A 20,722-nucleotide genomic window follows, 5' to 3' on the forward strand; every position below is an offset into this window, starting at 1 on the left:
AACCGGCGTCAGTCGACGACGGTCAGGTCTTTGCTGGTGTTGGTGAGCAGATCCGGGCCCCCCTCGCGCACCACGAGCGTGTCCTCGATCCGGACGCCGCCGCGGCCGGGGAAGTACACACCTGGTTCGACGGTCACCGCCACGCCAGAGAGAAGTGTACCGGTTCCGGTTTTGGCGATTCCCGGCGCTTCGTGGATCTGCAGTCCGACACCGTGCCCGAGACCGTGCACGAACAGCTTCCCGTGTCCGGCCGCCTCGATCACCGCCCGCGCCGCAGCGTCCACGTCGGTCACCTGCGCGCCCGGCTTCAGCGCCTCGCGTCCGGCCCGCTGTGCCGCCTCGACCAGCGCGTACACCTCGCGATGCCAGTCGGATGCGGCGCCGAGCACGAAGGTGCGGGTCATATCGGAGTGGTAGCCGCCGACCACGGCGCCGAAGTCGATTTTGACGAAGTCACCGGTGGCGAGCACCGCGCCGGTGGGCCGATGATGCGGAATGGCGGAGTTCGCACCCGTCGCCACAATGGTCTCGAAGGCGATCGCGTCGGCGCCGTGTTCGAACATCGCCCACTCGAGATCCCTGGCGACCTGACGTTCGGTGCGGCCGGGGCGCAGACCGCCACGTTCCAGCAGAGTGGCCAACCCGGCGTCACCTGCGGCGCAGGCAGCGCGCAACTGCTCGACCTCGTAAGCGTCCTTGACCATGCGCAGCTGTTCGACCAGCCTCGGCGTGGCCACGAACTCCAAACCGGTCTTCTGCTCGATGAATCCTCGATGCTCGTCGACCGTGACGACGTGGCTCTCATAGCCGACCCGTCCCAGCTGCCACTCCCCCGCGAGCTCCACGATGCGCCGGGCGGTGGCCCTGGCGATTTCGGCGCGCAGGTCCGGCACCTGCTCGGCCACCTGGCTCAGGTAACGCCCGTCCGTCCCGATTACCGTGCGCTCCTCGGCATTACGCATATCCCATGAGGTCACCAGGAGGGTGGCATTGGACCCGGTGAAGCCGGTCAGGTACCTGATGTTCACCAGATCGGTGACCAACAGCGCGTCGACCTCGTTCTCCACCAGCAGACTCCGCAGCGCACCACGGCGTGCCGCGTAGTCGGGCCCACGGCCCGCATGATCAGCAGACATGTGTCAAAGCTACCGCCGACACGCCGTAGCTCCGCATGAAACACCGGCACAAACCGTGCCGTACCCGTCGTATTCGGCACAATGTCGCGTTGCCGAAGCCGCTCCGACGGTTCCGATTGCTACGTTCGGCCCATGTCGACGACCACGCGGATGCGACACGGCCTACTTTCCAGCATCGTGGCCGTGCTCGCGATCAGCGCAGTCGCGTCCTGCGACACGCCCTCGCGAACCACCGAGCACGACACACCCACCACGATCGACCTGCAAGCGCACCGCGGCGGGCGCGGCCTCACCATCGAAGAATCGCTCGACGGCTTCGCCAAGGCGCTGCGGCTCGGCGTGACCACCCTCGAACTCGATATCGTGCTCGCCGCCGACGGGACGCCACTCATCTGGCACGACCCCCTGGTGCTCGCGGAGAAATGCACCGACACCGCCCCCGCCTTTCCCGGCGACCCGCAATTCCCCTACGTGGGCAAGGTGATTCACGACCTCACCTACGCCCAGACACAGACGCTGGACTGCGGCAGCCGAACATTGGCGAATTTCCCGCGCCAGCAAGCGGTTCCCGGCAACCGGATCGCCACGTTGCCCCAGCTGTTCGACCTGGTCACCACGATCGGCGCGGGCGGGGTGCGCTTCAATATCGAAACCAAAGTCGAGGCCGAAAAGCCCGAACAGTCCGCAACGCCACAGGAGTTCGTCGACACCATCCTCGGTGTGGTCCAGCAGGCGGGAAAGGCCGGTGCGGTGGAAATCCAGAGCTTCGACTGGCGCACGCTGCCGTTGGTCCGCAAAGCCGCACCCTCGGTGCCGGTCGTCGCGCTCTATGACGACACCACCTTCGTTGCTGGCTCGCGCTGGCTCGGACCGATCCGCTACGAGGATCACCCAGCGGATCCGCTCGCCGCGGTGAAAGCTCTCGGCGCGGATATCGTCTCGCCCGGATATTCGGTTCCGTACGGCAAGAAGGCAGGCGAGCCCGGATTCGCCCTCATCGCCGACCGGACTTATGTCGACAACGCCCACCGCCTCGGTCTGCGGGTGATTCCCTGGACGGTGAACGATAAGGCCACGATCGCGGCCCAGATCGATACCGGCGTCGACGGTGTCATCACCGATTATCCGGACGTGATGCGACAAGTGCTCGAGGAGAAGGGTCGTCCGCTCCCTACGGCCTATCAATAGTCGCTCGAGCGACTCGATCGGTGTTCACATATCGATCGGCTATCCCCAATTCGACATTCGGGGCTGTATCCGCGGGCACGGCAGACGAGGCTGAAAACCATGTCTCCCATCGCCTTTGCCCTGCTGATGGCCTGGTGCGCGGCCCTCACCACATTCGATCTCCGGCATCGCCGACTGCCCAATGCGCTCACCGCCTCCGGTGCCGTGATCATCTTCGGATACGCGCTGTTCACAACACAATTCACAGCGGCGGCAGTCGGTGCATTACTGCTCGCGATGCCATATCTATTGGTGCACTTGATCGCACCCGCCGCGCTCGGGGCGGGCGATGTGAAGCTCGCCGTCGGACTCGGCGCAGTCGCTGCACTCGGCGGCGCGCAGGTGTGGGTCAGGGCGGCACTGACGGCCCCGGTCCTGACCGCGGCATTCGGACTGGTCGTGCTGGCCCGGCGGCGGATTCGGTCCGGCGACGATCGCGCCGGACCGCAGGCGCTGCCCCACGGTCCGGCCATGTGTCTCGCGACCGTGCTGAGCCTGGCGGCGGCGTCCAGCTAGCCGATACCCATGGCGCTGGCCACGCGACCGTGCCCGTCATCACGGCGGGCCGCGTGCCGGAGCACCCGCGCCGACATGGGAAGATGGAGGACGTGCTGCGCTGGATAACTGCCGGAGAATCCCATGGTCCCGCTCTCGTCACCATCCTCGAGGGGATGGTGGCAGGTGTCGCGGTGACATCCGACGAGATCTCCGCACAGTTGGCCCGCCGTCGGCTCGGATACGGGCGTGGCGCCCGGATGAAGTTCGAGGCCGACAAGGTCACCGTGGTCGGCGGGGTGCGCCACGGACGCACCATGGGCGGACCGGTGGCCATCGAGATCGCAAACTCCGAATGGCCGAAGTGGACGACGGTCATGTCCGCGGACCCGGTCGACGAGAGCGAACTCGCCGATATGGCCCGCAACGCACCGCTGACCCGACCCCGGCCCGGCCACGCCGACTACTCCGGCATGCTCAAGTACAACTTCGACGATGCCCGCAATGTGTTGGAGCGGGCCAGCGCTCGCGAGACCGCCGCGCGTGTCGCGGCGGGCACCGTCGCCAGGAACTTCCTGCGGCAGGCCCTCGGTGTGGAGGTCGTCTCGCACGTTGTCTCGATCGGGACCGCCGCCAACACCACCGGCATCGTGCCGACCCCCGCCGACCTGGCCGCGATCGATGAAAGTCCGGTGCGCGCGTTCGACAAGGACGCAGAGGCCGCAATGATCGCCGAGATCGAGGCCGCCAAAAAGGACGGCGACACCCTCGGTGGCGTCGTCGAGGTGATCGTGGACGGGCTGCCCGTCGGACTCGGTTCCTTCATCAGCGGTGCGGACCGGCTCGACTCGCGACTCGCGGGCGCGCTCATGGGCATTCAGGCGATCAAGGGCGTCGAGGTCGGCGACGGCTTCGAAACCGCGCGCCGCCGCGGCAGCCAGGCGCACGACGAGATGAAGCCGGGACCGGACGGTGTGCTGCGCTCGACCAACCGCGCGGGCGGTCTCGAGGGCGGCATGACCAATGGCGAACCGCTGCGTGTGCGCGCCGCGATGAAGCCCATCTCGACGGTGCCGCGCGCGCTGTCCACGGTCGATATGAGCACCGGTGAGGAGGCTGTGGCCATCCATCAGCGCTCCGATGTCTGTGCCGTGCCCGCCGCGGGTGTGGTCGCCGAGTCGATGGTCGCGCTGGTCGTGGCGCAGGCGGCGCTGGAGAAGTTCGGCGGCGATTCGCTGGTCGAGACCCTCGACAACATCACCAGCTACGTCAAGCGCGTCAGCACCCGACCACACGTGCCGCAATGATCGTGCAGTCCGATCCGCGCGCACCGCGCGTGGTGCTGGTCGGACCGCCGGGGGCGGGAAAATCGACGATCGGCCGCAAGCTCGCGAGGGAACTCGGTGTCGAGCTGTACGACACCGATGCCGGAATCGAACGCGAGACCGGGCGCACCATCCCGGAGATCTTCGCCGAGGACGGCGAGCCCGAATTCCGCAGGATCGAGGAGCGGGTGGTGCGCCGCGCCATCCTCGCCGAACGCGGTGTGGTCTCGCTCGGCGGCGGGGCCGTGCTGTCCACCGACACCAGGGCGCTGCTGCGCAATCGCACCGTGGTGTATCTGGAAATCAGTGTGGCCGAAGGACTTCGCCGCACCGGCGCGAGCACCCAGCGGCCACTGCTCAACGGGGCGGATCCAGGTGCGAAGTATCGCGAGCTGATGCGCAAGCGCAGGCCGCTCTACCGCGAGGTCGCAACGGTGCGGGTGCGTACCGACGGCCGCAGTCCGGGCCGGGTGGTGCGGATGATCATGGCGAAGCTGGGCATGGAATCGGTGCTGCCGCAAGATGCGGAGCCCGATTCGACCGAGACCACGCCGGACACAGGTCAGCATGCCGCGGCAGCACCGACCCAAACCCCGAAAGCCCAGGGCAGCAGTAGGTCACGGGCCCGGCGGGCCGCAAGAGCCCGCGCCGCCGCCCGCCGCCGGGCCGCCGCGCAGGCCGATGGCAATGAACCAACGGCCGCGGAACGAACCAAGCCCACCGGCAAAATCTCCAACGGCCCCGCCGGCTCCGAAGGATCCGGTGACACGCCGACCCCCGGCAGCCGGTCCCGGCGCACCAGGGCCCGCCGCGCTCGCGCGCGAGCCCTCAACCAACCAGCACGCACAGAATCGGAGCCGAGTACCCGTGAGTGAAAGCCCAACCGAGCCGACTCGCATCGAAGTCCGCACCGCCGACCCGTATCCGGTGATCATCGGCCGCGGCCTGCTCGCCGAACTCGTCGACTCGGTTGCTGGCGCGACCACCGGCGTGCGCACCGTCGCGATCTTCCATCAGCCGCCGCTGGCCGAGACCGCCGAGGTAGTGCGGAAGGCGCTGGCCGACAAGGGTATCGACGCGCATCGCGTCGAGATCCCGGACGCCGAGGCGGGTAAGGATCTGGCCGTCGCGGGCTTCTGCTGGGAGGTGCTCGGCCGCATCGGCCTGACCCGCAACGATGTCGTGGTGAGCCTCGGCGGCGGCGCGGCGACCGATCTCGCCGGATTCGTGGCCGCCACCTGGATGCGCGGGGTGCAGATCGTGCATGTGCCCACCACGCTGCTGGCCATGGTCGACGCGGCCGTCGGCGGTAAGACCGGCATCAATACCGAGGCGGGCAAGAATCTCGTCGGCAGCTTCCACGAACCGGCGGCGGTGCTGGTCGATCTCGCGACCCTGGAGACGGTGCCGCGCAATGAGATCGTCGCGGGCATGGCCGAGATCATCAAGGCCGGTTTCATCGCCGACCCGGTGATCCTGGAATTGGTGGAGCGCGATCCGGAGGCGGCGCTCGATCCGACCGGTGCTGTGCTGCCCGAGCTGATCCGCCGCGCGATCCAGGTGAAGGCCGATGTCGTCGCGTCCGATCTCAAGGAAGCCAGTCTGCGCGAGATCCTCAACTACGGCCACACCCTCGGGCACGCCATCGAGCGCCGCGAGCGCTACCGCTGGCGCCACGGCGCGGCCGTTTCGGTCGGTCTGGTTTTCGCCGCCGAACTCGGTCGCCTCGCCGGTCGTCTCGATGATGCGACCGCCGGCCGCCACCGCACCATCCTGGCCAGCGTCGGCCTGCCCACCAGCTACGACGCCGATGCTCTCCCCCAACTGCTCGACGCCATGCAGACCGATAAGAAGACCCGTTCCGGCGTCCTGCGCTTCGTCGTCCTCGACGGTCTCGCCAAACCCGGCCGCCTCGAGGGTCCGGACCCCACCCTGCTGGCCGCCGCCTACTCGGCGATCGCCCGCGAGGACAGCTCGAGCAGCGGCGCCGTCCTCCTCTAGGCACAGCGAAGGCGACCTTCCGGCCATATCGGCCGTTGAAGGTCGCCTCCAGTCGAATTCGCGCGCGGCTACGCGGGGGTCGCGGTCGACTCCGGCACCTGCGGTGCGGGCCGCTTCGCGGACTTGTTGAGCTGGCGGTCGGCGATGATGCGCCCGAGGCCGACGCCGATGAGGCCCGGGATGAAGACCAGCAGGACGATGAAAGATGCGCCCGCGGTCAGCTCGAAGAGCAGGCCGTTATCGCCGAGATCGAACTTGGGCAGCCAGTCGAGCAGCCAGGAGACCGCGCCACTGCCCAGGCCTGCGGCGGCCGCCGTCTCGAGCCACGAGATGGTCAGGTCCGAGCCGTGCTCCGGATCCGGATGGACTTCGCGGTCCTTGCGTCCGTCCAGCAGACCCCAGAACACGATTGCCACGAGCAGCACGACCAAGCACAGCGGCCGCATCCAGCTGCCCTGGGTCGGCCAGTACACCATCGCGAATCCCAGCGCGGCACGCAGGCCAACGACCAGCGCACCGAGCACTATGGCCCGCAACACCCAACCATTCATGGTCAACACCATAGCCTCGAGTCGGCCGGATCCAAATGAGAACCGGTTACAGATTTACCGCCGCGGCCATTTCCGCGCGCGGAGCGGGGCGGCCGGTGAACTGCTCGACCTGCCCGTAGGCCTGATTCAGCAGCATTTCCAGCCCACTCACCACGGTATGCCCAGCCCGTGCGACCGCGACGGCCAGTGGAGTAGGCCACGGGTTGTAGATCGCATCGAGCACCACCGGGGCCGTGGCCACCGCCTCGGCGACAACGGCGGCGGCCTCCGCCGGAATCGTGCTCACCACGGCACCCGCGTTCGCACATGCCGCGCGCAATGGGTGGGGGTCGAAAGCGATCACGGTGGCGGTCATACCGAGATGTTCCGCGAGATCCACTGCCCCGCGCGCCCGCCCGGCATCCCGCGCGACAACGGTCACCGCCTCCGCGCCGAGTTCGGACAACGCGAGCAGCGCCGGGCGTGCAGTGCCGCCCGCGCCGAGCACCACGGCCTGCGCGAGTTCGCCGACACCGCCACCGCGCAACGCGCCGAGCACCCCGTCTACGTCGGTGCAATCGGCACGCCAGCCGCTGGTGGCCGGCGCGTCGGCCGACACCGCCCCGCCAGCATCGCTCGAACCGGTATCGATCCGAACCAGCGTATTCGCCGACCCGACCAGCACGGCCCGTTCGGTCCGCTCACTCGCGTAGGCGAGCGCCGCCTCTTTACCCGGCATGGTCACCGACAGCCCGACCCACTCGGGACCGAGCCCGTCGACCAACCCGGGCAGCTCTTCGGCCGAACATTCGATGCGTTCATAGGTCCAGTCGAGACCGAGCGCACGGTATGCGGCCAAATGCAACTGCGGCGAGCGCGAATGCGCGATCGGCTTCCCCAGCACCGCCGCCTTGCGCGGCCGGATCCCTTTACCGTCCACTGTCGAGGATCCCGCTCTGCCTGGCCTTTTCGATATTGCGCAGATGTTCGCTGTAGCTCTCGGTAAACAATGTGGTCCCCTGCTTGTCGACGGTCACGAAGTACAACCAGGTCCCCGCCTCCGGATTCTCCACCGCCCGCAACGCATTCAGCGACGGCGCCGAGATCGGCGTAGCCGGTAGCCCCGGCATGGCGTAGGTGTTCCACGGGGTCCGCTTGGCGCGGTCGGCATCGGTGGTCGCGACCTCGGTGCGGTCCAGCGCGTAGTTCACCGTCGAGTCGAACTGCAGTGGCTGGTTGACCTCGAGCCGGTTCACGATCACCCGCGCCACCTTGCCCATATCCTGCGGCAGCGCCTCGCGTTCCACCAATGAGGCGGCGATGAGGGTCTGATACGGATTCAGCTTCGTTTCAGCGCCCGACTGCAGCAGTCCGGTCGACTCGTAACTGCGCGCGCTCGCGCTCACCAGTTGTTGCAGGATCTGTTCCGGTGTCCCACTCGGATCGAAATCCCAGGTGCCCGCGGCGATCAAACCCTCGAGCTGCCTGGTGCGGTCGGGCACGTCACGCACCCGCTGTTCGGCCCAGCTCGGCACGCCGAGGACGTTCAGATCCGCGCTCGCTCCGGCGGCGTCGAGTTGTTCATAGGTGATGCACTTCTTATTCGTGCCGGTGCCGACGCAACTGGCATCGGCGATCTTGCGGTAGATGCCGTCCTTGCGGTTGCCGGTGTTCACGTCCTGCTGGTCGTGCAGCAGCCGTCCCTCGGCGACCACCAGATTGCCGACCCGCGAATCCTTGCCGAGCAGCGCCGTCACCGCCTGCACGGACGGGCTGTGACTCGGGATTGCGTAGTACCCGGGCTGCACGGAGTTCATATTCGAATTACGCACGGCCGCTTGGAAGAATGCCTCACTGCTCGCGACAACGCCCTTCTTCTGCATTGCGTCCGCGATCTGGTTCGAGGTGTCGCCGGGATGCACCTGCACCACAACCAGCGGTCCGACCGGACCCGCGAAATCCTCGGGTGCGCCGAACATTTTGACCAGTTTCATCCCGGCGAAGACCGCGGCACCGACGAACAGCACCACGAACATCGCACCGATGAGCCACAGATTCCGGCGGCGCTTTTTCCGCTCGGCGGCCTTGCGTGAGGCCGCCCGGGAACGCCTGCCCCGCGATGGCGCGCTGCGCTGACGTTCTGACCGGGACTCCGACCGGGGTTCCTCGGCACGACTCCCGCCACGCTCGGACCGGGTCCGCCCGGACCGCGATGGACCGCCACCGGCCCGGCCGCCGCCCACCCCGTCGCCGCGCGAGCGCCGGGGCTCCGCGTCCTCAGCACGCTGAGCGCTCGAAGGGCGGCCCCGCCGCGGTTCCCCCTGCTCGGCGCGCTGCGGCGCCGCGCGACGCGAACGCCCGGTCGGGAGCGGCTCGTCCGGATCCTCGTCGGTGTAGCGCGGGATGACCGTGGTGTCGTCGTCGTAGTCCTCCCAGGCCTGGTCGTTTCGCTGGTAACGCCGATCAGCCTCACGCTGTCGGAACCGTTCCTCGGCTCGCGCCCATCGATCCGTCATGCACCGTCTCCGGACTCAGACGTTGCTTCGGCCGACCTCAACACCGCACTCCGTTCGTCCAACCATCCCTGCAGGATCGCCACGGCCGCCGCCTGATCGATCACCTGCCGCTGGCCACGCGCGCGAACTCCACTGTCCCGCAATGCACGTGCAGCTGACACCGTAGTCAAACGTTCGTCGGAAAGTCGGATAGGCACGGGTGCTATGACTGCGCGCAAATGTTCCGCGAATGCGATCGCCAGCCCGGCCGCGGCGCCCTTTTCCCCGCGCAATGTCCGGGGCAGGCCGACGATAACCTCGACAGCCTCGTACTCCCGCACAATTTCGGCAATTCTGAAAATATCGCTTGCCGGACCGGACGCGCGCCTGGCTGGCTTCGCCCGAGGCACCGTCTCCACGGGAGTGGCGAGCATGCCATCAGGGTCGCTGGAGGCGACCCCGATCCGAACACTGCCGACATCGATGCCGATCCGCCTGCCACGACCAGGGTCGGTCACGGGCGAGGGGCGGTCGGCGCCCCTACGCGAAGCGCCCTCCGGATCAGCAGAGCGCGCATCCGACGAATGATGACTCTCCGAGTCCCCCATCACCCGGCCAGTTCGGCCACCCGAGCACGGACCGCGGCCAGGCCGACTTCGATACCCGCGGGATCCGAACCAGCGCCCTGCGCCATCTCCGGCTTGCCGCCACCGCGACCCGCAATGCTCGGGCCGAAGCTGGCGACCAGATCACCGGCCTTGAAGCCGAGGTCCTGCGCGCTCTTGTTGACCGTCACCACGAACGGCACCTTGCCGTCGGCATCGCCGAGCAGCACCACCACCGCCGGGTTGCTGCCGAACCGGCCGCGGATATCGGTGGCCAGGGTGCGCAGGTCACCGGCAGCGACACCCGCGGGCGCGGCGGCGGCTACCAACAGCACAGCGCCGACTCGCTCGGCCTCGTCGACGAACGTGCCGGCCGAGGCGAGCACCGCGGCGACCTTGGTGCGCTCCAGTTCCTTCTCGGCCACCTTCAGCCGCTCCACCAGCTGCTCGACGCGCGCGGGCACCTCCTCCGAGGGCACCTTCAGCGAGGATGCGACACCGGCCAGCAGCGCGCGCTCCTTGGCGAGGTATTGGTAGGAGTCCAGGCCGACGAAGGCCTCCACCCGTCGCTTGCCGGAACCGATGGCCGACTCGCCGAGCACCGTGATCGGGCCGATCTGCGAGGAATGCTGTACGTGCGTACCGCCGCACAGCTCCATCGAGAACGGTCCGCCGATCTCCACGACGCGCACCTCGTCGCCGTAGTTCTCGCCGAACAGCGCCAGTGCGCCCATCTGCTTGGCCTTGGGCAGATCGGTGACGAAGGTGTTCACCGGGAAGTCCGCGCCCACCGCATCATTGGAGACGGCCTCGATATCGGCCTTCTGCTGTTCGGAGAGCTGACCCTGCCAGTTGAAGTCGAAACGCAGATAGCCCGGCTTGTTCAGCGAACCGGCCTGTACGGCATTCGGGCCGAGCACCTGCCGCAGCGCGGCGTGCACCATATGCGTGCCGGAGTGGCCCTGGGTGGCACCCCGACGCCACGCCGGATCCGCCTGCGCGAGTACGACATCACCCTCGGTGATCTGCCCCTGCTCGACGGTGGTCTTGTGCACCCACAGCTTCTTGGCGATCTTCTGCACATCGTTGACGCGCAGCTTGAGCCCCTGCGCGGTAATGGTGCCGCGATCGGCGATCTGACCGCCGGACTCCGCGTACAGCGGGCTGCGGTCCAGGATGACCTCGACATCCTGGCCAACGGTGGCGGTCGGCACCCGGACGCCGTCGGCGATCAGCGCGAGTACATGCGCCTCGGAGGTCAGCTCGTCGAAGCCGGTGAATTCCGTCGCGCCACGATCGACCAGTTCCTTGTAGATGGTCAGGTCGGCATGTCCGTGCTTGCGCGCCTGCGCATCCTCCTTGGCCATCTTCCGCTGCTCGGCCATGAGGGAGCGGAACCCGTCCTCGGCGACCGACAGTCCCGCCTCGGCCGCCATCTCCAGGGTCAGCTCGATCGGGAAGCCATAGGTGTCGTGCAGTTTGAAGGCATCCGAACCCGGAATTGTCTTGCCGCCCTTGGCCGCGACCTCGTCGACGGCCTCGGCAAACAACCGGGAGCCGGTGTTGAGGGTCTTGAGGAACGCCGCCTCCTCACCGACCGCGACATTCTCGATGCGCGCGAAGTCGGTGGACAGTTCCGGATACGACGGCGCCATCAACTCGCTGACGACCTTCATGAACTCGCCGACAACCGGCTTCTCGGCGCCGAGCAGCCGAGCCGAACGCACGATCCGGCGCAACAGGCGGCGCAGCACATAGCCGCGGCCCTCATTGCCAGGATTGACGCCGTCGGCGATGAGCATGGCCGAGGTGCGCGCATGGTCGGCGATGACACGGAAGCGCCGGTCGTCCTCGTGGTCGACGCCGTAGGACCGGCCGGTCAACTCCTCGGCCTTATCGATGATCGGGCGCAGCAGGTCGGTCTCGTAGACGTTGTCGACACCCTGCAGCAGCAGCGCGATGCGCTCGACGCCCATACCGGTGTCGATATTCTTCTTGGGCAGCGATCCGATCGGCGGATGGCCCAGCTTGGGGCTCTGTTCACCGCGGATGTCCTGCATGAAGACCAGGTTCCAGATCTCCAGATAGCGGTCCTCATCGGCGACCGGACCACCGTCTTTACCGTATTCGGGGCCGCGGTCGTAGTAGATCTCCGAACACGGTCCACCCGGGCCGGGTACGCCCATATCCCAGTAGTTGTCCTTGCCGTCGCGGAACTGGATCCGCTCCTCGGGGATGCCCGCAACCCGATGCCAGATCTCGGCGGCCTCCGGATCGGATTCGTAGGCGGTCACCCAGATCCGCTCGGGATCGAAGCCGTAGCCACCGTCCTCCTGCGATGTGGTGATCAACTCCCAGGCGAGGGTGATGGCCTTCTCCTTGAAGTAGTCACCGAAGGAGAAATTGCCCGCCATCTGGAAGAAGGTGTTGTGCCGCGTGGTGACACCGACCTCTTCGATATCGCCGGTGCGGACGCATTTCTGCACACTGGTCGCACGCGGGAACGGCGGCGCCTCCTGCCCCAAGAAGTACGGCTTGAACTGAACCATGCCCGCATTGACGAACAGCAGGGTCGGGTCGGCCAGGATCAGCGAGGCACTGGGCACCTCGGTGTGTCCGGCACGGACAAAATGGTCCAGGAATCGCCGTCGGATCTCGTGGGTCTGCACAGATATCCAGCCTACCGGTGTGCCGCATCCCTTTTTTCAGCGACCGGGGTGGTGGCACCCACCGGTCGACCTGTCCCGGCCTGCGCACGCGCGGCCCGCAGCGGCAAGCGCGCCCACCACCGTCTTCCTGTCCGGCGGCACGACGCCGTGGTTATCGTCCGCGGACGATTCGGCGCAGCTTCTCGACTCGGCGTTGGATATCGCGTTCGACGCCGTGGTCGGTCGGCCTGTAGTAGTCACGGCCGACGATTTCGTCGGGTGGATACTGTTGGGCCAGCACGCCGTCCGGGTCGTCGTGCGGGTATTTGTAGCCCTGGGCATTGCCGAGTGCGGCGGCGCCCGCGTAGTGGCCGTCGCGCAGGTGCGGGGGCACCGCGCCCGCCTTGCCTGCCGAGATATCGGCGAGAGCGGCGCCGAGCGCGGCGGGGACCGCACCGGATTTCGGGGCCGTGGCCAGGTGAATCGTCGCGTGGGTCAGGGTGAGTTGGGCCTCGGGCATACCGATGAGTTGGACGACGTGCGCGGCCGCGACCGCCGTCTGCAGCGCAATCGGATCGGCCATACCGATATCCTCGCTGGCCGAGATCACCAGGCGGCGGGCAATGAAGCGGGGATCCTCGCCCGCACTGAGCATCCGGGCCAGATAGTGCAGGGCCGCATCGACATCCGAGCCGCGAATGGATTTGATGAACGCGCTCACCACGTCGTAATGCTGATCGCCTGCACGGTCGTAGCGGACCGCGGCCTTGTCCACACTGGCCTCGACGAGATCCACGTCGACGATGCCGTCCAATGAGGACTCCGCCGACGCCTCCAGAGCGGTCAATGCCCGGCGCGCGTCACCGCCCGCGATCCGCACAATGTGGTCCAGCGCGGCGTCGGTCACCGTGTACGCCCCGGCGTAACCACGCGGATCCGCCAGCGCACGGTCGAGTACGGTCCGGATATCGGCCTCGGTGAGCGACTGCAGTTGCAATACCAGCGACCGCGACAGCAGCGGCGACACCACCGAGAACGACGGATTCTCGGTCGTCGCGCCGACCAACAGCACGATCCGGTTCTCCACCGCGGCGAGCAGCGCGTCCTGCTGGGTTTTGGAGAAGCGGTGCACCTCATCGATGAACAACACGGTCTGTTCGCCCACGCTGAGACGACGACGGGCCACATCGATGACCGCGCGCACCTCCTTGACACCCGCCGACAATGCCGACAGCGCCTCGAAGCGGCGGCCGGTGGCCTGTGAGATCAGCGAGGCCAGCGTTGTCTTCCCGGTTCCCGGCGGTCCGTACAACAACACCGACGCCGCGCCCGAACCCTCGATCAACCGCCGCAGCGGAGATCCGGGCCCGAGCAGATGCTGTTGCCCGACCACCTCGTCCAATGTCGCCGGCCGCATCCGCACCGCAAGCGGCGCACCGGCATCGCGGCGCACGACACTGTCGATGGAGTGCCCCGTCGGCGCATCGTCACCGGGCATGTCGAATAAGCCGTCGCTCACACCGAGCACGTTACCGAGAGGGACCGACACCTCCCACGCTGCGTGCGCGAGAGGTGGTGCTGCGCCGTTGTCGCAGGCAAACCGAGACCGGGCGGTACGGGAACGGTCACGATTTGCCTGCCGCTCATGGATCAGCTGTGATCGACACTCGTGGCCGAAAACGTCGACGTTCCAGATTCTGAGCCCCTCGGGTCGTTCGCTCGACGCACCCTGCTGACGGGTGGGGCCGCGGCGACCGCCACCGCACTCTTGACCACCGCACCCGCGCGAGCGGAGGGGCCGGTATTCCGCCACGGTGTCGCTTCCGGCGATCCGTTGCCGAACGGCGTGATCATCTGGACCCGGGTCACGGTCTCCGACGACGCGACGCCGGGCTCCGGCAGCGGCGAATCGGCACCGGTGCGCTGGGAGGTCGCCTCCGACGAGCGCTTCACCTCGGTCACCGCATCCGGAATCGCCACGACCACAGCCGAATCCGATCACACCGTCAAAATCGACGTCACCGACCTGCAGCCCGGCAGCGGATACTTCTACCGCTTCACCGCATTCGGCGTGCATTCCCCCATCGGCCGGACCCGCACCGCCCCGGCCACCACGGCACCGGTCGACCGCCTGCGCTTCGGCGTGGTGTCATGCGCGAACTGGGAGGCCGGGTACTTCGGCGCCTACCGGCATCTCGCGAACCGCGCCGACCTGGACGCGATCGTGCACCTGGGTGACTACATCTACGAATACGGCCGGGGCAAATACGGTGGGCGCAGCGGTGCGGTCCGCCCGCACGAACCCGCCAACGAGATCGTCACGCTGACCGACTATCGAATTCGGCACGCGCAGTACAAAACCGATCCCGACCTACTCGCGCTGCACGCGCGAGTGCCGTTCATCTGCACCTGGGACGACCACGAGTTCGCCGATAACGCCTGGTCCGGCGGCGCCAATAACCACGATCCGGCCACCGAGGGCGACTGGCAACCCCGCCGCGCCGCCTCCGCCCGCGCCTATCTCGAATGGATGCCGGTCCGCGCGACCAGCTCGGGCGCCGACGTCCAGATCTACCGGCGACTGCGTTTCGGCACGCTGGCCGAGCTGTCCATGCTCGACCTGCGCAGCTACCGCGACCAGGAAGTCAAGCCGGTCGCGGGCTGGCGGGACGTCGACAACCCGGCGCGCACCATCACCGGCAAGGCCCAAATGGATTGGCTCACCGCCGGTTTGGCGTCAGCACCGGTGCAGTGGAAACTCGTCGGCAATTCGGTGATGATCGCACCGCTGGTGTTCCCGCCGCTGGAACCGGCCACTACCCAGGCCATCACGACCATGATGGGTGTGCCCCAATCCGGCATTCCGGCCAACGGCGACCAGTGGGACGGCTACACCGCCGACCGCCGCACATTGTTCCAGTCGATCGTCGAGCAGCAGGTCGGCGACGTCGTCTTCTTGACCGGTGATATCCACTCCTCCTGGGCCGCCGACCTGCCCATCGATCCGGCGAACTATCCGGCCGGACCGACCGCCGGCGCGGAATTCGTCGTTCCGTCGGTCACCTCGTCGAGCCTCGGCGAATTGCTGAAGGCACCCCCGCGCACGGTCGCAGTGCCGGTCGAGGAATCCGTCAAGGGCGTCAATCACCATCTGCGCTACATCGAGATGGAATCGCACGGCTACGGCGTCCTCGAGGTCACTCCGGACCAGGCCCAAATGGACTGGTTCTACGTCGCGGATGTCGCCGATCCGAATTCCGGTGTCCACCATGGCGCTTCGTTCGCTGTGCGGTCCGGTGGCCGAGTCGAGCCGCGCCCGGGGCCGGTGTCCCGGTAGCGCTGGCCTCGGCCGCTCGCCTTCGGTGGGCAATTCCGCGCGAAAGTGGCGAAGGTTGGCAGATATGCATCCTCAAGCCAGAGCGCTGGCTCAGCAGTGTCTGCCGAGGCAGCGATGTGGCGCTCGCCGGGCCGGTGCAAGGCCGAGCGCACGGTCTGAGCCGCACTCGGACCTGCATCAGGTCTTTCGATGCGCCCGACGCATTTCGGGAGCAGAATTTTCTCGCGACAGGTTGTCGATTTCCGTCGAGCTCGCTCGTCGGAACGAATACGACGGCCCGATCGGCGGGTCGCCGGAACCCGAAGGAGCGAGATCATGGGCCAGTATTTGGTGCTGATTTACGAGGACGAGAGCGCGTACGCGAGCGCATCGGAGCAGGTCATGGGCGAGGTCTACCAGGCGCACGTGGCTTTCCAGGAGATCGCCGGCGACGCGGTCAAGGGCGGCAACGCACTGCAACCCACCCCCACCGCCACCTCGATCCGTCAGAAGGACGACGGCGATTTCACCGTGACCGACGCGCCGTTCGCCGAGGCCAAAGAGGCCCTCGGCGGCTACTACCTGGTCGAGGCCGCGGATCTGGACGCCGCCATCGCACTGGCCGAGCAGGTACCCGCCCGATTCGGCGGTGTCGAGGTGCGCCCGATCATGACGTTCGACTGATTCGATGTCGATCGACACCGATGCGGCCGACCATGCCGCCGCGGCCGTCGAGCAGGCGCACCGTCGCGAATGGGCCTTCGTGCTCGCCGCGACGGTGCGGCTCGTCCGCGACTTCGACCTCGCCGAGGAATGCGTCCAGGACGCCTACGCGCGAGCACTCACCGACTGGGCCCAGCACGGCGTCCCCGCCAAGCCCGGCGGCTGGCTCACCACCGTCGCGCGGCGGCGCGGCCTGGATCTGCTGCGCCGCGACTCGACCATGCAACGCACCCTGCCGAAGCTGATCACCGACCGGACCGACGACGACACCGCCGACCTCGCACTCGCCGAACTGGATTCGGCCGCCGCCATCCCCGACGACCGGTTGCGTTTGATCAGCACCTGCTGCCACCCCGCCCTTGCCCGCGAAGCCCAAGTGGCGCTCACGCTGCGTCTCGTCTGCGGCGTTACCACCGCCGAGGTCGCCCGTGCCTTCCTGACCAGCGAATCGACCATGGCGGCCCGAATCACCCGCGCCAAGAAGAAGATCGCGGTGGCGCGCATCCCCTACCGGGTGCCCTCGGTACGCGAACTGCCCGACCGGCTCGACGCCATCTGCGCGGTCATCCACCTGCTGTTCACCACCGGTCACACCGCCCCATCGGGCGATACGCTGGTCCGTCACGATCTCGTCGTACGAGCACTTCAGGTTGCGCGAATGATGCACGCGCTGGTTCCCGACGACCCGTCCGTCACCGGACTACTCGCATTGATCCTGCTGACCGACGCGCGGCGCGCCGCGCGGCTGGACGCCGACGGCCGACTCTGCACCCTCGAACACCAAGATCGCTCCCGCTGGGACCGGAAAGCCATAGCCGAGGGCATCGTCTTGGTGAAAAGCGCTCTGCCACATACCGATCGATACACCCTGCAGGCCGCCATCGCCGCCGTCCACGACGAGGCCCCCTCGTGGGAGCAAACCGACTGGCGCGAAATCACCGGTTTGTACGCACTCTTGCTCCGAGTCTGGCCGTCCCCGGTAGTGCGCCTCAATCATGCAGTGGCTGTCGGCCTTTCCGGCAACCCAGCCCACGGCCTCGCCCTCCTCGATGCCCTCGCGAGCGAACCATCCCTAGCCACTTACGGCTACCTGGAAGCCTCCCGCGCCGCCTTCCTCACCCAACTCGGCCGCACCGCCGAAGCCGCCCGAGCCTACGAATCCGCCCTCCTACTCACCGAAAACACCATCGAGCGAGCCCATCTCGAGGCCCGCCTCACCGACCTCACCCGCTAACCCCACTCTCGGAATCCCGTCGACGGTAGTCAAAAGGTCGTTGCCATCGCCCTGTCGACCCACCATTTCACCGTCGGTGGTCGCGCAGGCTCGGCACCACCAGCCCACAACGGACTTCTCACCGAGGGGAGTCAAAAGGTGGCCGAGTCGGTCGTGTCGAGCCACCATTTCACGCTCGGCGGTGCCGCCGACGCACTGCGAGTACGTGCTGGCTCCATGCCCCCGTCCGCATCAGCACCGGAGTTGGTCAGCTACCGTCCGCTCCAACCGGCGCAAGCAGATGTGAAACCCTATTCCGCCCAACGCTCTTCGAGCATTGCCGACACATCTTCGGCGAAATCACCGACCGCGTCATCGCCGGTGCAGCGCGCATCCTCGGCCAATGCAGCCCAGCGGTTGATGAGGGCTTCCGAGCGCGGGACGGAGAGACCGTGTTCGCGGGCGGCGGCGATGCGGGTGTGGTCGGCGGGCAGGAACCAATAGGTGGTCAGCCAGACCCAGATGAGGCGGGCCTCCAGGATTCGTTCGGCGAGGACGCCGTCGTCGGCCAGTGCGGGCCAGACGCCGACGACCTCCGAGCGCCACGCCTCCACCATCTGCTTGGCGCGTTCCCGGGACAGTTCGAAGTCGCAGAGGCAGCCGGGGCACGATACGAGCGCGTAGGCGATATCCAGGGTGGCATCGCGGTAGCCGCCCCATTCGTAGTCCAGGAAGCGCGCGCCCTCCTCATTGAGGATCACGTTATCGGGGCACAGATCGGACGGGCTGAACGCGCGGAAGCGTCCGGCCGAGAACAGCCGGTTGCCGCGCACGATCCGCTCGGCGATTTCACCGGGCACCTCGATGCCGAGTTCACGCTGCAGCATGCCGGGCACCTCTGAGATCGCGGCACCGGCCTGCTGTGCGATGCCGTCGACCCGGTGTACCACATCCACCCGGCGCAGCAGTGCGACGAAATCTGCCTCCCGCCCCACGGTCGCCGCATGCATTCGCCCCAGGGCCTGCGCGAACGCCATCAACCCATTGCGCGTCGCGGGTTCCGCTCCGGATTGCAGCACCTGCGTCATCCGGAAGTTCTCACCGAGATCGCTCAGGACGAGCAGCCGGTCCGGCAGGCTGTGCGCTATCACGTACGCGCCGGGCCGCTGTTCGCGGCTGAGTGCGGTGGTGAACTGATACGACACGGCCTCGCGCAGAAACGCGGAATCGATGCTGGCGACGCCGGGTGCCAGACCACCTGTCCTGCGGTCCTCCGCGGATCCGCGAACCTGCTTGACGATGAGCGTCCGGGGCAGGGAATACGAGTTCTCCGAAACACGCACGCGTAGGACAGTCGTCCTACCACTACCGCTGAGTTCCATCGGATCGCTCAGCTTTACCGGAGCACCCATTCGCTTTGTGAGCAACTGCTGTGCTGCGGACACGACTTCGGCGGCGCGTTCGGCCAATAGTGCGGTCATCGCTACTCAAGCTACTCGCACCGGGTCACTTCTAGCGAGCGGTTACACAACCTTTCCGCGTCGCTCGGCGTGTCTGCGTCAAGGTTGCGGAACGGGCACTGCTTGCTTGACACCATTGCGGCTGTCCGGTTTTCTCATCGTCAACTGCCGTGCGCCACACCGCAAACCAGTTGCGTCGAAAGGTCTTCAGATAATGACCGACACACCGTCGCCCACGCCGAACGAGCCAGCCGGCTCGCCCGAGCAGAGTGGCGGCGCGCCCGAGGACAGTGCTGGCGAACAGTTCGCCGCGCGACCGGGACAGCACGAAAGCGCGGCCCCGCAACCGATGGAACCGAGCGCCGGACACAGCAGGCACGAGATGGCGGGGCCCGCCGGATACCCACAGTTCGAGGGTCCGGGCGCGGCGCAATACGGCAGTGAACCGTTGGAGCCGGCGCCGCCCGTCGGCACGCCCGGGCAATCGGGACAGCCGAGTTACGAACCGCCGGCAACCGATCCCGCGGCAGCGCCCGGGTCGACACAGCCCGCGACGACGTCACCCGGCGCCATGCAATCCGGCGCACCTGCCGGTGCCGTTCCGACCGGTACGGCACAACCTGGCGTTGGACACTCCGACGCAATGCCACCCGGCGGTGCACCGACCGGTACACCGCCTGGCCTGCAGAAGCCCAGCACCATGCCGCCCGGCGCCGCATCGACCGGCACGGTACCTCCTGGCGCCATGCCTCCCGGTGCGATGCAGCCTGGTGCGATGCAGCCCGGCGCAATGCCGCCGCCCGGCACCATGCCGCCCGGAACCATGCCGCCCCCGGGCACAATGCCCCCCGGCTCCCAACCCGACACACCGACCTACGGCTACCAGTCCGCCCCCGGCGTACCGACCAGCCTCGACGTCGGCAACGCGCTGAGCTACGGCTGGGAGAAGTTCCGCGCGAATGCCGGCCCCTGGCTCGCGATCACCGCGCTCGGCGTGATCATCTATCTCGCCTTCGTGCTCATCGTCCAGGTCGTCCAACCGAATTCGCTGTTCAGCCTGTTGCTGATCTTCTTGGTGGTGATGGCCGCGATCTGGCTGCTGCAGGCCGCCATGATCCGCGGCGCGCTCTACGAAACCGACGGCAACAAACCGACTTTCGCGTCCTACTTCCATTTCGTGAATGCGGGCAATGTCCTCTTGACAGCTCTGCTCGCCTTCGCGCTCACCTGGATCGGCGCGGCACTGTGCTTGGTGCCCGGCCTGATCGCTGGGTTCCTGTGCATGTTCGCACTGCATTTCGTCGTCGATCAGGAACAGGGGCCGTTCGCCGCGATCAAGTCCAGCGCCACGCTGGTCATCGCCAATATCGGGCAGGTGCTGTTGCTCGCCATCGCGGTCCTGGTGATCACCTTCGTCGCCACGCTGCTGTGCGGGTTCGGTCTGCTGGTCGCCGGACCGGTGTGCACGATCGCGGTGACCTACGCCTACCGGGCACTCACCGGCGGCACCGTGTCCGTGTCCTAGTCCCGGTGCCGCTGGGCGCACCT

The 20,722-nt window shown here is 67.4% G+C and carries 17 protein-coding genes; 9 read left to right on the forward strand and 8 right to left on the reverse strand.

All coding sequences use genetic code 11. From position 1 onward, the window contains the following. Positions 1–8: 8 nt before the first annotated feature. A complete protein-coding gene (locus ACQP1G_RS28480) occupies positions 9–1,136 on the reverse strand; it encodes a M24 family metallopeptidase (RefSeq protein WP_433192632.1) in 1,128 nt (375 codons plus the stop codon). 132 nt (positions 1,137–1,268) lie between these two features. Here ACQP1G_RS28480 and ACQP1G_RS28485 point away from each other — a divergent pair, with 132 nt between their 5' ends. The 5 genes from ACQP1G_RS28485 (at position 1,269) to aroB (ending at position 6,184) form a co-directional block, all read left to right on the forward strand. Then, positions 1,269–2,324 carry a glycerophosphodiester phosphodiesterase gene (locus ACQP1G_RS28485; RefSeq protein ID WP_433192633.1) on the forward strand — a complete coding sequence of 352 codons (1,056 nt, stop codon included), beginning with the start codon at positions 1,269–1,271 and terminating at the stop codon, positions 2,322–2,324. A 99-nt stretch (positions 2,325–2,423) separates the two neighbouring features. After that, positions 2,424–2,879, forward strand: a complete 456-nt coding sequence (locus ACQP1G_RS28490) for a prepilin peptidase (protein ID WP_433192634.1) — start codon at positions 2,424–2,426, stop codon at positions 2,877–2,879. Between the two features lie 92 nt (positions 2,880–2,971). Beyond that, a complete protein-coding gene (aroC, locus tag ACQP1G_RS28495) occupies positions 2,972–4,165 on the forward strand; it encodes a chorismate synthase (RefSeq protein WP_433208884.1) in 1,194 nt (397 codons plus the stop codon). After that, positions 4,162–5,058, forward strand: a complete 897-nt coding sequence (locus tag ACQP1G_RS28500; protein ID WP_433192635.1) for a shikimate kinase — start codon at positions 4,162–4,164, stop codon at positions 5,056–5,058. Before aroC ends, ACQP1G_RS28500 begins: the two co-directional genes overlap by 4 nt. After that, positions 5,051–6,184 carry a 3-dehydroquinate synthase gene (gene aroB, locus ACQP1G_RS28505; RefSeq protein WP_433192636.1) on the forward strand — a complete coding sequence of 378 codons (1,134 nt, stop codon included), beginning with the start codon at positions 5,051–5,053 and terminating at the stop codon, positions 6,182–6,184. Before ACQP1G_RS28500 ends, aroB begins: the two co-directional genes overlap by 8 nt. Before the next feature lie 68 nt (positions 6,185–6,252). Here the strand turns inward: aroB and ACQP1G_RS28510 are convergent, their stop codons facing one another. The 6 genes from ACQP1G_RS28510 to ACQP1G_RS28535 form a co-directional block, all read right to left on the reverse strand. Next, positions 6,253–6,735, reverse strand: coding sequence for a B-4DMT family transporter (locus ACQP1G_RS28510; protein WP_433192637.1), 483 nt, complete (start codon positions 6,733–6,735; stop codon positions 6,253–6,255). 46 nt (positions 6,736–6,781) lie between these two features. Beyond that, positions 6,782–7,654 carry a shikimate dehydrogenase gene (locus tag ACQP1G_RS28515; RefSeq protein ID WP_433192638.1) on the reverse strand — a complete coding sequence of 291 codons (873 nt, stop codon included), beginning with the start codon at positions 7,652–7,654 and terminating at the stop codon, positions 6,782–6,784. After that, a complete protein-coding gene (gene mltG, locus ACQP1G_RS28520) occupies positions 7,644–9,230 on the reverse strand; it encodes an endolytic transglycosylase MltG (RefSeq protein WP_433192639.1) in 1,587 nt (528 codons plus the stop codon). The genes ACQP1G_RS28515 and mltG overlap by 11 nt, the downstream gene beginning before the upstream one ends. Then, positions 9,227–9,817, reverse strand: coding sequence for a Holliday junction resolvase RuvX (gene ruvX / locus ACQP1G_RS28525; protein ID WP_433192640.1), 591 nt, complete (start codon positions 9,815–9,817; stop codon positions 9,227–9,229). The genes mltG and ruvX overlap by 4 nt, the downstream gene beginning before the upstream one ends. Then, a complete protein-coding gene (gene alaS, locus ACQP1G_RS28530; RefSeq protein ID WP_433192641.1) occupies positions 9,817–12,483 on the reverse strand; it encodes an alanine--tRNA ligase in 2,667 nt (888 codons plus the stop codon). Before alaS ends, ruvX begins: the two co-directional genes overlap by 1 nt. A gap of 151 nt (positions 12,484–12,634) precedes the next feature. Further along, on the reverse strand, positions 12,635–13,960 hold the full coding sequence (locus tag ACQP1G_RS28535; RefSeq protein ID WP_433208887.1) for a replication-associated recombination protein A: 1,326 nt from the start codon (positions 13,958–13,960) through the stop codon (positions 12,635–12,637). Positions 13,961–14,131: 171 nt separating this feature from the next. On the opposite strand from ACQP1G_RS28535, the gene ACQP1G_RS28540 reads away from it, so the two are divergent. From ACQP1G_RS28540 to ACQP1G_RS28550, 3 genes are all read left to right on the forward strand, one after another. Beyond that, positions 14,132–15,799 carry an alkaline phosphatase D family protein gene (locus ACQP1G_RS28540; protein ID WP_433192642.1) on the forward strand — a complete coding sequence of 556 codons (1,668 nt, stop codon included), beginning with the start codon at positions 14,132–14,134 and terminating at the stop codon, positions 15,797–15,799. Positions 15,800–16,114: 315 nt separating this feature from the next. After that, positions 16,115–16,462 carry a YciI family protein gene (locus ACQP1G_RS28545; protein ID WP_433192643.1) on the forward strand — a complete coding sequence of 116 codons (348 nt, stop codon included), beginning with the start codon at positions 16,115–16,117 and terminating at the stop codon, positions 16,460–16,462. Positions 16,463–16,466: 4 nt separating this feature from the next. Next, positions 16,467–17,735: an RNA polymerase sigma factor gene (locus ACQP1G_RS28550; RefSeq protein WP_433192644.1), complete on the forward strand. Its 1,269-nt coding sequence runs from the start codon at positions 16,467–16,469 to the stop codon at positions 17,733–17,735. 290 nt (positions 17,736–18,025) lie between these two features. Here ACQP1G_RS28550 and ACQP1G_RS28555 read toward each other — a convergent pair whose 3' ends face one another. Further along, positions 18,026–19,195 carry a phosphotransferase family protein gene (locus ACQP1G_RS28555; protein ID WP_433192645.1) on the reverse strand — a complete coding sequence of 390 codons (1,170 nt, stop codon included), beginning with the start codon at positions 19,193–19,195 and terminating at the stop codon, positions 18,026–18,028. Positions 19,196–19,388: 193 nt separating this feature from the next. Here ACQP1G_RS28555 and ACQP1G_RS28560 point away from each other — a divergent pair, with 193 nt between their 5' ends. Beyond that, complete coding sequence (locus tag ACQP1G_RS28560) at positions 19,389–20,699, forward strand: hypothetical protein (RefSeq protein ID WP_433192646.1); 1,311 nt, start codon at positions 19,389–19,391, stop codon at positions 20,697–20,699. Positions 20,700–20,722: the final 23 nt, after the last annotated feature.

The organism is Nocardia sp. CA-107356 (assembly GCF_050946365.1).
Classification (GTDB): Bacteria; Actinomycetota; Actinomycetes; order Mycobacteriales; family Mycobacteriaceae; genus Nocardia.

Excerpts from the sequence above, each read along its gene's own strand:
- ACQP1G_RS28480 (WP_433192632.1), bottom strand. The coding sequence starts at position 1,136 with ATGTCTGCTGATCATGCGGGCCGTGGGCCCGACTACGCGGCACGCCGT.
- ACQP1G_RS28485 (WP_433192633.1), top strand. The coding sequence starts at position 1,269 with ATGTCGACGACCACGCGGATGCGACACGGCCTACTTTCCAGCATCGTG.
- ACQP1G_RS28490 (WP_433192634.1), top strand. The coding sequence starts at position 2,424 with ATGTCTCCCATCGCCTTTGCCCTGCTGATGGCCTGGTGCGCGGCCCTC.
- ACQP1G_RS28500 (WP_433192635.1), top strand. The coding sequence starts at position 4,162 with ATGATCGTGCAGTCCGATCCGCGCGCACCGCGCGTGGTGCTGGTCGGA.
- ACQP1G_RS28510 (WP_433192637.1), bottom strand. The coding sequence starts at position 6,735 with ATGAATGGTTGGGTGTTGCGGGCCATAGTGCTCGGTGCGCTGGTCGTT.
- mltG (WP_433192639.1), bottom strand. The coding sequence starts at position 9,230 with ATGACGGATCGATGGGCGCGAGCCGAGGAACGGTTCCGACAGCGTGAG.
- ruvX (WP_433192640.1), bottom strand. The coding sequence starts at position 9,817 with ATGGGGGACTCGGAGAGTCATCATTCGTCGGATGCGCGCTCTGCTGAT.
- ACQP1G_RS28535 (WP_433208887.1), bottom strand. The coding sequence starts at position 13,960 with ATGCCCGGTGACGATGCGCCGACGGGGCACTCCATCGACAGTGTCGTG.
- ACQP1G_RS28545 (WP_433192643.1), top strand. The coding sequence starts at position 16,115 with ATGGGCCAGTATTTGGTGCTGATTTACGAGGACGAGAGCGCGTACGCG.
- ACQP1G_RS28550 (WP_433192644.1), top strand. The coding sequence starts at position 16,467 with ATGTCGATCGACACCGATGCGGCCGACCATGCCGCCGCGGCCGTCGAG.
- ACQP1G_RS28555 (WP_433192645.1), bottom strand. The coding sequence starts at position 19,195 with ATGACCGCACTATTGGCCGAACGCGCCGCCGAAGTCGTGTCCGCAGCA.
- ACQP1G_RS28560 (WP_433192646.1), top strand. The coding sequence starts at position 19,389 with ATGACCGACACACCGTCGCCCACGCCGAACGAGCCAGCCGGCTCGCCC.